This is a genomic window from Microbulbifer thermotolerans (assembly GCF_900112305.1).
GTDB classification, from domain to species: Bacteria; Pseudomonadota; Gammaproteobacteria; order Pseudomonadales; family Cellvibrionaceae; genus Microbulbifer; species Microbulbifer thermotolerans.
On record NZ_FOKT01000002.1, the window covers coordinates 93,105 to 105,050 of the forward strand.

The window sequence follows — 11,946 nt, forward strand, 5'->3', positions numbered from 1 at the left end:
TCGTCAAAGGCCCACTGGAAAACGATGACTCTAATCACTGATAGCCCCCGGCGTTTCGACCGTGCTGAGCAGTGTGTGGATGCTCTGCTGGAGATGGTGGGGAAGCGGATTGTGCTCGGTCTGCCGCTCGGACTCGGAAAGGCCAATCACTTTGTCAACGCCCTATACGCGCGCGCTGCCGCCGATCCCAGTATTTCGCTGACGATATTCACTGGCCTAACTCTGGAACGTCCCGAAGGACACAGCGAAATCGCTCGCCGTTTTGTGCTGCCGCTACTGGATCGCCTTTACAGTCAGGGGCGGGATCTGAGTTACGCGTCGGCGCGGCGCAAGGGGTTGTTGCCAGCCAATATCGAGGTTTACGAATTCTTTATGCAGCCCGGCGCTTTCCTCGAAAACAGCGAGGCTCAGCGAAATTACATTTGTTCGAATTACACGCATGTACCGAGGGATTTGCTGGACCTCGGTGTCAATGTCATTGCGCAGATGGTGGCGCCCTCTGCAGGCGGCGACAAATACAGCCTCAGCTGCAATCCGGATCTGACCATTCCTGTGATGGATATGGCGGTTGCGCGGGGTGTTCCGCCACCGGTGCTGGTGGGAGAGGTCAATCCGCAACTGCCGTATATGGGGGGCGACGCGGAAATCCCTGCGAGCAGCTTCACCTTTTTGCTTGACGGTGAAGCTTTCGATGAACCGCTTTTCGCCGTGCCCACGCAGCCAGTAGACTTGACTCACTACGCGCTGGCGTTTCACATCGCCAGCCTGGTTGTCGACGGCGGCACACTGCAAGTGGGCATAGGCGCGCTTGGCGATGCGGTTTGCCACGTATTGCGATTACGTCAGACGAATAATCGACAGTACCGATCCATAGTGCGCGATCTCACCAGTGATGACTCTCTGCAACTGCGGCAAAATTTACAACCAGAATTAGGGCCTTTTGCGAAGGGGCTCTACGGCGCCAGCGAAATGGTGCCGCCGGGCTTTCTGCACTTGCGCCGCGCGGGGGTGATGAAGCGGGAGGTTTACCCGGATGCTGCCCTGCAGCGGCTGCTGGACGCCGGTGAGATATCCACAACTGTCAATGAGGAGATGCTGTTGGCTTTAAAGGAGGCCGGTCGCATCCACTGTCCGCTTACGCCAGCCGATACGGTTTTTCTACAAGCACTGGGCATTATCGATTCCAATTACAGCTGGCGCGGGCACAAGCTGCTTTCGCCCCAGGGGGAAGAAGAGGAGTGCGATTTGCACAGCGAACACGGGCGGCGCAGGCTGCTCGGTACTTGCCTGAACAAAAAACTGCGTGGTGGTACCTGGCTGCATGGGGGTTTCTACCTCGGCCCCGAGTTTATGTATCGGGAGTTGCGCGCGTTAACGGATGAAGAGCGGGCGGGTATATGTATGACTGCCATCGACTTCATTAACGATTTGCAGCGGGATCGGGACCTCAAGGTGGCACAGCGGCAAAAGGCACGCTTTATCAATTCGGCGATGATGGTTACCGTGACTGGTGCCGTGATTTCCGACGGTCTGGCTGACAACCAAGTGGTCAGCGGCGTGGGCGGGCAGTACAACTTTGTCGCTCAGGCTCAAGAGCTGCCCGGTGGTCGCTCAATCATTGCTTTGCCGAGCACATGGCAAGACGGCGGGCAGTGCAGGAGCAATATCCTGTGGGAATACCCTCATTGCACAATCCCAAGGCATCTGCGGGATATTGTCGTTACTGAATACGGAGTTGCCGACCTGCGAGGAAAATCCGATCGCGACGTTATTGCGGCGATGCTCTGTATCTGCGATTCCCGTTTTCAGGAGGCTTTAATGGAAAAGGCCAAAAGTGCGGGCAAACTGGAGAAGGACTACGCGATACCACTGCAATTCACGTCCAATACACCGGACAGAATTGCCGCTGTCTTTAACGATGAGACACGCTTGCGGTTGCTACCTTATTTTCCGCTGGGAAGCGACTTTACCGACGAAGAGGCGCTGCTTGCTGTAGCCCTTGAGCACTTGCAGAAAGTCAGTAAACCCCGGTGGAAAGCCCTGCCGCTAATTTTCGCGGGGCGTCGTATCTGCAAGGATTCCTCAGGGGAAAACGCCTGGATTCACCGCTGCCTGGAGCGTATGGGGTATGATTACGCGGATACCTACGAACACCGGCTGGAAGCTTATGCGGTAGCCGGCGCACTGCATGACGCTATTGATCCGCGACGTCCGCTCAGGGGGGATTGATCGAAAAAGGGGCCGCAATTGCGGCCCAAACCATGAGTGAAATATATGGGATATTTGGTGCGGTAGAGCGATGGCCGCTCACTTAAACTGCTCTTCCTCGGTAGAGCCGGTCAGCGCGGTCACAGAAGACTGGCCGCCCTGAATGACATTGGTCATATCGTCGAAGTAACCGGTGCCCACTTCCTGCTGGTGCGCAACGAAGGTATAGCCCTTCTCGGCGTCGGCGAACTCCTTCTCCTGCAGGCGCACGTAGGCACTCATATCCTCGCGGGCGTAGTCATAGGCCAAGTTGAACATTGCGTTCCACATACTGTGGATACCGGCCAGGGTGATGAACTGGAACTTGTAGCCCATCGCAGAGAGCTCGCGCTGGAACTTGCCAATGGTTGTGTCATCCAGATTTTTCTTCCAGTTGAACGAGGGCGAGCAGTTATAAGCCAGCAGTTGATCCGGGTATTCCTTGCGGACTGATTCGGCGAACTTCTTCGCCTCTTCCAGGTTTGGAGTGGCAGTTTCGCACCACAGTAAATCCGCGTAGGGGGCGTATGCCAGACCGCGGGCAATTGCCTGGTCGATGCCAGCTTTCACCCTGTAGAAACCTTCGGAAGTGCGCTCTCCAGTCAGGAAGGGTGCATCGTATTCATCGCAGTCGGAGGTCAGCAGATCCGCTGCATTGGCGTCGGTGCGCGCCAGCACGATGGTGGGGACACCTTCCACGTCAGTGGCGAGCCGTGCGGCGATCAGCTTCTGTACCGCTTCTTGGGTTGGGACCAGTACCTTGCCGCCCATGTGGCCGCACTTTTTCACCGAGGCCAGCTGGTCCTCAAAGTGCACACCTGCGGCGCCGGCACGGATCATATTTTTCATCAGCTCGTAGGCGTTCAGGACACCGCCGAAACCGGCTTCTGCATCGGCGACGATGGGCGCAAAGTAATCGATATACCCCTCATCATCCGGGTTTTTGCCGCTTTTCCACTGGATTTGATCGGCCCGCTCAAAGGCGTTATTAATGCGGCGCACCACAGTCGGCACTGAATCCACGGCGTAGAGGGATTGGTCCGGGTACATGGTCTCGGAGGTGTTGGCATCCGCCGCTACCTGCCAGCCAGACAGGTAAATGGCCTGTACCCCGGCTTTTACCTGCTGAACCGCCTGGCCGCCAGTCAGTGCGCCCATGGCATTGACAAAGTCTTTGTCGGGGCGGAAGCTCGGACGGCCGCCTTCGTTTACCAGCTGCCACAATTTTTCGGCACCGCGTTTGGCGATGGTATTTTCGCGCTTAATGGAACCGCGCAGGCGAATAACGTCCTCGGCACTGTAGGTACGTTTAACGCCTTTCCAGCGCGGATTTTCAGCCCAGTCTTTCTCAATAGCGGCGATTTCCGCTTTGCGGTCGTAGTTGCCGATGCTCATCTCTTAGATCTCCCTCGATGCGGTGACTGCGAATAAGTGTTGAGTATGCTAGTCGCTCTGGCATAATTTGCCCAATTTATTGGTCTTATTTTCACTATCAGTAGAGCAAATACTCTATGAATATCGAACGCGCCGACCTGAACCTTTTGGTTCATTTGGATGTATTGCTGCGGGAGCGCAATGTGACCCGTGCAGCGAACTATCTGGGGTTGTCCCAGCCCGCGATGAGTAACGGCCTCAAGCGCCTGCGGGAACTTTTTGACGACCCGTTGCTGGTGCGTACCCGCGAGGGGATGATGCCGACGGAGCGGGCCTTGGAATTGCAACCAATGGTGCGCGAGGCACTGGCGGCGATCGACCGGGTGATTCAGCCGAACCGGGATTTCGAGCCGGCTGACGCGCGCCGTACCTTCCGTATCATGGCCAGTGACTACGCCGAATCCACACTGATTCCACCGCTGTTGAAAGAGCTGCGGGAGCGGGCGCCCGGTATCAGCCTGGATATCATGACGCCCAGTGACGTCAGTTTCGTGGATGTGGAGCAGGGCAAGGTGGATATGGTGATCAACCGCTTCGACAGCATGCCGCAGAGCTTTCACCAGGCCACGGTGTGGCGCGACTCCTTCTCCTGCGTGATGCGTGCCGATAATCCCATCCTGGACGACTACAATCTGCAGAGTTACCTGCGCGCTCAGCATATCTGGGTCAGCAAGACCGGCATGGGGGTGGGGGTGGGCGTCAACCCGGAAGATGTGCAGCGCCTGGGCTGGGTTGATGAGGCGATAAGTCGCTTGGGAGAAAAACGAACAATCGCCGTTTTTACCCGCCATTACCAGGTCGCGATGCTGCTGGCGGAGCAGAGTGACCTAATTGTTACTGTGCCCACACGGTTGGCACAGCTGGCGAGGGATAACCCGCGTGTGGTGCGCCGGGACCCACCGCTGGAAATCCCGCCGCTGGAATTAAAAATGGCGTGGAGTCCACTGTTGCAGCAGAGTGCGCCACACCGCTGGTTGCGGCGTTTGATTCTGGATATCGGCCGGCAGCTGTGAAAAGTGAGCGAGCGTCTGTTACGAAAAATTCATAGTGTGAATAGTGGAAATTCCATCTATAAATTAGCGATATGAGTGGGCGGCTGTTTAGAATGCCCGAATCTCAATCACAGAGTTCCCACAATCAGCGAGAGGCCCGGATATGACGGAACGAGTCCAAATCGGAGAACTGCGAGTCGCATCAGAGTTGTACAACCTGGTTACCGAGGAAGTGATTCCCGGCACTGGCGTCAGTGCCGATGTTTTCTGGGCAGAGTTCGAAAAAATTGTCCGCGATCTCGCACCGGTAAACCGTGCTTTGCTCGAAAAGCGCGACCGCATGCAGGAGGCGCTAGACCGCTGGTACACGGAAAATCCCGGAGCCTACCGGGATCTGGATAAATACAAGGCGTTTCTGCGCGAGATTGATTACCTGGTGGAAGAGCCTGAAGATTTCACGGCGACCACAGAAAATGTCGACCCGGAAATCGCTACTCTGGCCGGTCCGCAGCTGGTTGTGCCGGTGATGAACGCCCGCTACGCCCTGAATGCCGCCAACGCCCGCTGGGGCAGCCTCTACGACGCGCTCTACGGAACCGACGTCATCAGTGAAGAGAACGGCGCCACAAAGGGAGGCGAATACAACCCGGTGCGCGGCGCGGCAGTTATCCGCTACGCGCGGGAATTTCTCGACCGCTCCGCGCCGCTGACCTGCGGCAGCCACAAGGATGCGGTGGAGTACCGCATCAACGGGTCTCTGCTGGAAGTGGAGCTCGCCGAGGGCGATATCGCCACCTTGCAAAACTTCAAGCAATTTGCAGGCTACCGCGGGGACAGTGACAAGCCGGAAGCCATACTGTTGCGCCACCACGGCTTGCATTTTGAGATTCAAATAGATCGCGAGAGTCCGATTGGCAAATCGGATCCGGCGGGTGTCAAAGATATTCTGATGGAAGCCGCACTCACTACCATCATGGACTGTGAGGACTCGGTTGCAGCGGTTGACGCTGAGGACAAGGTGGTTGTTTACCGCAATTGGCTCGGCCTGATGAAAGGCGATCTCAAGGAGATGATCACCAAGGGCGGCAAGACTTTTGAGCGCACACTGAATCCCGACCGGGAATACACATCCCCAAACGGCAATTCTTTCACGCTGCCCGGGCGCAGTCTTTTGTTTGTGCGCAACGTCGGGCATCTGATGACCAACGACGCCGTGCTCGACGGGAATGGCAATGAGGTGCCCGAAGGCATTCTCGACGGCATGGTCACCAGTCTGATCGCAATGCACGATATTCGCGGCAACAGCCCCTTTAAAAACTCCCGAACGGGCAGTATCTATATCGTCAAACCGAAAATGCACGGCCCTGAGGAAGTGGCGTTCTCCAACGAACTGTTTGACCGCATTGAAGATGCCCTGGGGCTTGAGCGCAACACCCTGAAGATGGGCATCATGGACGAGGAGCGCCGTACCTCCGTAAATCTCAAGGCGTGTATTGCAGCAGCAAAAGCGCGGGTTGTGTTTATCAATACCGGCTTTCTCGACCGCACCGGGGATGAAATACACACCTCGATGCTGGCTGGCCCGATGATCCGCAAGGGAGATATGAAACAGTCCAAGTGGATCAGCGCCTATGAAGACAGTAACGTCGATATCGGTTTGGCCACCGGACTCAAGGGGCGAGCGCAGATTGGCAAGGGCATGTGGCCCATACCGGACCAGATGGCAGCAATGATGCATGCCAAACTGGCCCACCCAATGGCTGGGGCGAACACTGCCTGGGTGCCGTCCCCGACCGCGGCCACTTTGCACGCCTTACACTACCACAAGGTCGATGTCGCCAAGCGCCAGGAAGAGTTGGCCGGCCGCGCCCGCGCCAGCCTGGATGACATCCTCACTGTGCCTGTGGCGGAAACTCCGGATTGGAGCGCCGAGGAAATTCAACGCGAATTGGACAACAATGCCCAGGGAATACTCGGCTATGTGGTGCGCTGGGTGGAGCAGGGCATCGGTTGCTCCAAGGTGCCGGACATCAACGACATAGGCCTGATGGAAGACAGGGCGACACTGCGCATTTCCTCACAGCATATCGCCAACTGGCTCAAGCACGGTGTCGTAACCAGGGAACAGGTGCTGGAAACCATGCAGCGCATGGCCGCGGTAGTGGACCGGCAAAATGCCGGAGACCCCAATTACCGCGACATGTCGCCGGACTACGATAACAGTATCGCCTTTCAGGCGGCCTGTGAGTTGGTGTTTGAGGGCTGCACCCAGCCCAACGGTTACACTGAACCGGTGCTCCACCGCCGGCGCCGTGAGTTTAAGGCGAAATACTCTGAGGAAGCCGCTGCATAATGCGCCCGGGGGCTGCCCCCTCGGAGCACAAGTCGCCGGGAAACCATCTAGCAAAAAGGCCCCTCGGGGCCTTTTTGCGTTGTTGGTCTGGGGGAGCGGCTTGACCTAAAGAATAGTTGAGGTTTTAAGCTGCGTATTTCCCTGATTTGCCTCAAAGGTACAACCCCTATGAAGCATACAGCAATCGATATGGAGGCATACTTTGCGCGTATCGGTTACACCGGTGAAAGCGTGGCGGTCCCGGAAACTGTGCGTGCGCTTGTCAGCTGCCATGTCCGATCCATTCCGTTTGAAAATATAGATCCCTTTCTCGGCCGGCCGGTGGCCATTGATTTGCCGAGTGTCGAGCACAAGCTGGTGCGCGGAGGACGGGGTGGTTACTGTTTTGAACAGAATACCCTGTTGCGAGCAGTCCTCACAGAAATGGGGCTGCATGTTAAAGGGCTGGCTGCAAGGGTCCTCTGGCAGGCCCCGGAAAACTGCCGGCCGCCTCAAACACATATGATCCTCTGTTCCAAAATTGGTGGTGTACCCCACTTGATTGATGTCGGCTTCGGGGCGCGGACACCTACGGCACCTTTGCGACTGGATACTGAAGGCGAGCAGGTGTGCAGTCACGGTGTCTACCGTCTGCTCCGGATCGGCGAGGATTTCGTTTTGCAGATGCAGATTGACGGGCAATGGCTGCCGCTGTACCGCTTTGATCTACAGCGCCAGACACAAGAAGACTACAAGGTCTTCAACTGGTACAGCTCCACCTACCCGGAATCCCAGTTTGTACGGGAGTTGATCGCTGCTCGGGCACATGATCGCGGCCGCCATACTCTGCGCGGCAGGGAACTGCGTAGCTATCCCCATCAGGGAGCGGGTAGCATTTCCATGCTGGCGAATCCACGCGAGCTATGCGAAGCACTCGCCGATGTTTTCGGCATTAGACTGCCGGCCGGACAGCAGGTGACGCATGCTTTTGCGGCCTTGTTTGCCCGAGGAGAGAGCGCGTAAACAAGGCCATTGCAAACCGCGATTGCCTGTGGCGGCGGCAATTTTATTAAAAGTGAAACGCCCGTCTCTTGGAGACGGGCGCGGTGCTTACAACTGTGTCCAGGCATCCTGCCAGTTGGCGCCTGTTCCCGGCGCATAATGGTAGGCGCTGTTAACATTGCACCAGTCTCCATATGGCCAGGGGCGGCACTGATAACGCTTGCCGTCACTGCCCAGAACTATGGTTTCACCGGGCACGTAGCTGCCGATCGCTTCCGGGTAGACATAATCGTAGCCGCCAGTCCCGCCCGGACTATGATCGATATCCACTGTTGTGCTGTCGGTGAGTTGCCCATCGCTGACGGTGACCCTTACCGTGATTGTCTGGTGTTGTATCGGTTCACTGAGGTGAAGTGTTACGGAATCACCGCTTTCATCGCTGAGGCTGGCACCGCTGCCGGCGATTACGGTCCAGCTGAAGCTGAGTGGATCGCCATCGGGATCGCTGGAGGCCGCTGCGGACAGGGTTATGTTGCCGGCGCCGCTAAGTGCGTTCGATTCAGCACTGAGCACCGCGACAGGCGGGTTGTTGCCGCGGGGAACCTGAATGTCGATCTCGTGGCTGAGATTGAGGTCGGCGAGGGTGTACACCCGGTTTCCATCGGCGGATCTCACCGGTGTTACCTCTCCGCTATTTGGGTCCAGTACGCCGATACGCGCGTATTGGGAGTGATTGTTGACCATCCGTGCAAAGCCGTAGGCCCAGTCCGCGGCGGATGTGGCGCCGGCAGTCACCGTATAACGCACACTTTCCATATCGTTGCCGCTGCTGTTGAACAGGCGCAGGGTCACACTACTGCCTTCAGCTAAATCTGTTTGCGCTGAAAAGTCGCCCTCATCGGCCCATGGGCTGGCGGCATTTCCCAGAATAACATCGGTGCAAGTGTAGAAGGCTTCTCCGCTGTCGGAGCGCTGCCAAGTGGTATAGATCACGTGTTTGCCGCTGACCGGTGGCAGAGGACAGTTGAGTTTATAGCGATTGTTGGCACTGAGCGGTACTTCTCCCAGGCGGCAGAATTCGAAAAGGTCGCTCCACTTTAACGGCGTGTCCGGTGTATAGCCCTGACGGGTTACGTAGAAGACCCATTCCTGAGTTGCGTGGGGCGCTGTGGCCCAGAATTCGAACTCAAAAGTGCCGTCACTCTTAGGGGCAATGGGGGTTGCCTGCCAGTCGGCGCGGGCAAGGTCCAATCCGGCGAACTTGGCATTGCCTCCAGCGCATAGCTGGCCATCCGGCACCACGGCACGATGGTTGCCATTGGCGGCGGCCTGATTGATGCCGTTCCAATCGTAAAATGCTTGGGTTCCAGCAAAATCCTTGGCCGCGGCACATGCCGGGTCTGAGGGGTTCTCTGGGTTATTGAGGAAACAGTTGTAGACGCGGCTTTCGGGTACCACCATGGTGCCGTGCGCGAGCGCCTGACTGGCGGAAAGCATAAGAGTCGCGGTACAAAGCAGGGGCAGGGGGTTGCGCATCATGCGGTTTCTCCTGTGCATATATTTCTTTTTGTTGGCATTAAGAACGCGGAAAAAATAATGACAGCGCTGACATCTGGTTTTTATGCTATGTGTTAACTGTTAGATGCCAAGTCATTTCGGCGCCAATTCGATTTGGATTGGGTGGGGCATTTAAAATTTGCGCTGCAGCGCACAGTATTGGCGGGAGATGCTTCTCACGGTCATGCCGCTATGTGTGGTCGCCACTTCCTGCTGAGCGCGCTTGCGGCGGGAAGCTATCGGTGGGTTAGAGTTGCAGGCACCGCAGGTTGGGGTCTGTTGTGGCCAGGTCCCAGTCGCGTTCGAATATATCTTGCAGCTTGTGTGCGCGAACCTGGTTTTGCGCATGGTAGCTGCCAGACCAGCGCTCCCTGTCATCGCACTGCAGTACACCGCGGCCATCCGCAACTGCGAACTCCCAGTCTGCGGTGTCCACTGTGGCTTGAATCTTGCGGATCTGTATGCGCGAGCTGAGCCGCTGGGCCAGGGCATGGGTGCGATGGAATTGCCGCACAATGGGGTCTGAGTCCCGGATCAAAATGCGCACCCGCGCAAACCGGCTGCCGCGGGCGAAATCTGAGAGTGCCTGTGTTACCGCTTCGTCGTGGTAGAGAGGGCGGGCCAGGTTTTGGGAAAAAATCAGGCACTCTCTGCGGGCGTTGCCAACGAGTGTGATCAGTGCCGCGCGGAAGGCGGCGATGTCTTCCAGCAGCTGTGCGTCAGTCAAGGAGGCGCACCATCTTGATGTGTGGGATATCCGCCTCGATGAAGGGTTCTCCCTCGGAGCGGAATCCCGCCTTGCGATAGAAGCCCTCTGCATGGGACTGCGCGTGCAGGTAAACGCTGCTGAAGCCGTGTTCCCGCGCATAGTTACAGATAAAGGTAAGCAGCTGCAGACCCAGACCGCAGCCGCGAGCCTTTTTCACCACCGCCATGCGTCCAATTTTGCCGCTGGTGGTGATGCGGGCGGTCGCCAGGGGTTCTTTGCCTTGCACAATCAGGAAATGTTGTGCTGTTTCTTCTTCCTGGTCCCACTCTATGTCTGGATCTACATTCTGCTCATGGATAAATACCGCTTCGCGTACCTGGCGAATCAACGCAAGATCCGCTTCCCAGGCCGCCAGGCGGATTTCCGTGTCGGCCATTAGAAGTCCTCCGGCGGGTAGATCAGGCTGCCTTGGGAAACAAGCTGATCGATTAGCCCATCATTTGCAGCCAATTCCGGGAAATTGTCGGTATCCATTTGCGTAATAACCCGGTTTTCACAGAAGCGCTCAATGAAGGGAAGCGGGGCGGAGTAGGGTTCTCCGTCCACGAATAGCGTCTGTGGTTCGCGGCAAAAGGCACAGCGGGAACCGGGGTTAAGGACCAGAGTTGCACCTGCCGACAGCTGCGTACGCCAGTCTTCGGCATCACCGGCGTCGAGTGCTACTGTCTCGGGATACTTCACCTCTGTCATTACTGCACCCAACCACTGGGCGACTTTGTGCGGCTGCTGCAGCCAGCTGCTCAATTGCTCCTGCAGGCGGATTATTGAGGCGGGGTCTATTTCCGCCGGATGGCGCGCAGGAGCGATGCCCGGGTCCGAGTAACGCAAGTGCTGCGGCAGCCCTTGCGCCAGTTCTGCTGCCAAGTCTTCCAGAATCGTCGCTGCCGATGGAGCTCGAAATCCGATGGAAATTGTGGTGCAGGGGCCTTCGGCGATCCCCCAATGACTGAACTGGGGCGGCAGGTAGAGCATGTCACCGGGTTCCAGAAGCCAGCTGTTTTCCGCTTCGAAGTCTCTGAGAATATTAAGCGGTGTCCCTTCGACCCGCGGGCTATCATCATTGGCTTTTGCCCCCTGGTGCCAGAGACGCTTCCCCTCTGCCTGCAGCAGGAAGACATCGTAATAGTCAAAGTGGGGGCCGACACTGCCCTTGTCCGCGGCGTAACTGATCATCACGTCGTCCAGGCGCCAGTCCGGAATAAAGCGGAAGTGTTCTTTCAGCGCTGCGACTTCTGACAGCCACTGATCCACCGCCTGTACCAGTAAAGTCCAGTGGCTGCGGGGCAGGGAGAGGAAATCCTCTTCGGAGAAGGGGCCTGTACGCAATTGCCAGGGCCCTTCGCTGCCATTTTCCAGTACCAGGCGCGACTCCACGGTTTCTTCCAGCGCCATACCGGCAAGCTCCTCGCCGGATATCGGCGATACGAAGCCCGGTATGGCGTTGCGGATCAGCAGGGGTTTTTGCTGCCAGTAATCGCGGAGGAATTCCTCAACGGGCATGTTGCCGAGATGGGTAAATGGTTTGGCCACGGAAAGCTTCCCAGAGATGCCAATCAGCACCTATTGATTGGATAGATTTGAACCGGGGTGGGCGGCTTTTGTCGCCCACCTCA

General features: G+C 57.2%; 9 protein-coding genes. 4 read left to right on the forward strand and 5 right to left on the reverse strand.

Annotation, left to right across the window (positions count from 1 at the left end; genetic code table 11):
* Positions 1-24: 24 nt before the first annotated feature.
* Positions 25-2,229, forward strand: a complete 2,205-nt coding sequence (locus BM155_RS02960; RefSeq protein WP_074901021.1) for an acetyl-CoA hydrolase/transferase C-terminal domain-containing protein — start codon at positions 25-27, stop codon at positions 2,227-2,229.
* 78 nt (positions 2,230-2,307) lie between these two features.
* On the opposite strand, the gene aceA is transcribed toward BM155_RS02960, so the two are convergent.
* On the reverse strand, positions 2,308-3,642 hold the full coding sequence (gene aceA / locus BM155_RS02965; RefSeq protein ID WP_067153225.1) for an isocitrate lyase: 1,335 nt from the start codon (positions 3,640-3,642) through the stop codon (positions 2,308-2,310).
* A 116-nt stretch (positions 3,643-3,758) separates the two neighbouring features.
* On the opposite strand from aceA, the gene BM155_RS02970 reads away from it, so the two are divergent.
* The 3 genes from BM155_RS02970 (at position 3,759) to BM155_RS02980 (ending at position 8,028) form a co-directional block, all read left to right on the forward strand.
* A complete protein-coding gene (locus tag BM155_RS02970; RefSeq protein WP_067153227.1) occupies positions 3,759-4,694 on the forward strand; it encodes a LysR family transcriptional regulator in 936 nt (311 codons plus the stop codon).
* 142 nt (positions 4,695-4,836) lie between these two features.
* The gene (locus BM155_RS02975; RefSeq protein WP_074901023.1) at positions 4,837-7,026 is read left to right on the forward strand and encodes a malate synthase G; all 2,190 of its coding nucleotides are present in this window, start codon (positions 4,837-4,839) and stop codon (positions 7,024-7,026) included.
* 168 nt (positions 7,027-7,194) lie between these two features.
* Entirely contained in the window at positions 7,195-8,028 is an 834-nt protein-coding gene (locus tag BM155_RS02980) for an arylamine N-acetyltransferase family protein (RefSeq protein ID WP_074901025.1), read from the forward strand.
* A gap of 87 nt (positions 8,029-8,115) precedes the next feature.
* On the opposite strand, the gene BM155_RS02985 is transcribed toward BM155_RS02980, so the two are convergent.
* The 4 genes from BM155_RS02985 to BM155_RS03000 all read right to left on the reverse strand — a co-directional run bounded on the left by BM155_RS02985 (position 8,116) and on the right by BM155_RS03000 (position 11,863).
* Positions 8,116-9,546, reverse strand: coding sequence for a lytic polysaccharide monooxygenase auxiliary activity family 9 protein (locus BM155_RS02985; RefSeq protein ID WP_074901027.1), 1,431 nt, complete (start codon positions 9,544-9,546; stop codon positions 8,116-8,118).
* Between the two features lie 265 nt (positions 9,547-9,811).
* Positions 9,812-10,291, reverse strand: a complete 480-nt coding sequence (locus BM155_RS02990) for a DUF7931 domain-containing protein (RefSeq protein WP_067153235.1) — start codon at positions 10,289-10,291, stop codon at positions 9,812-9,814.
* Positions 10,284-10,709 (reverse strand): GNAT family N-acetyltransferase, encoded by a 426-nt coding sequence (locus BM155_RS02995; protein WP_067153237.1) that lies wholly within the window; start codon positions 10,707-10,709, stop codon positions 10,284-10,286. The genes BM155_RS02990 and BM155_RS02995 overlap by 8 nt, the downstream gene beginning before the upstream one ends.
* Positions 10,709-11,863: a cupin domain-containing protein gene (locus BM155_RS03000; RefSeq protein WP_067157683.1), complete on the reverse strand. Its 1,155-nt coding sequence runs from the start codon at positions 11,861-11,863 to the stop codon at positions 10,709-10,711. The genes BM155_RS02995 and BM155_RS03000 overlap by 1 nt, the downstream gene beginning before the upstream one ends.
* Between the last annotated feature and the right edge of the window lie 83 nt (positions 11,864-11,946).

Coding starts and splice junctions, on each gene's coding strand:
- aceA (WP_067153225.1), bottom strand. CDS start 3,642: ATGAGCATCGGCAACTACGACCGCAAAGCGGAAATCGCCGCTATTGAG.
- BM155_RS02980 (WP_074901025.1), top strand. CDS start 7,195: ATGAAGCATACAGCAATCGATATGGAGGCATACTTTGCGCGTATCGGT.
- BM155_RS02970 (WP_067153227.1), top strand. CDS start 3,759: ATGAATATCGAACGCGCCGACCTGAACCTTTTGGTTCATTTGGATGTA.
- BM155_RS02960 (WP_074901021.1), top strand. CDS start 25: ATGACTCTAATCACTGATAGCCCCCGGCGTTTCGACCGTGCTGAGCAG.
- BM155_RS02995 (WP_067153237.1), bottom strand. CDS start 10,709: ATGGCCGACACGGAAATCCGCCTGGCGGCCTGGGAAGCGGATCTTGCG.
- BM155_RS02985 (WP_074901027.1), bottom strand. CDS start 9,546: ATGATGCGCAACCCCCTGCCCCTGCTTTGTACCGCGACTCTTATGCTT.
- BM155_RS02975 (WP_074901023.1), top strand. CDS start 4,837: ATGACGGAACGAGTCCAAATCGGAGAACTGCGAGTCGCATCAGAGTTG.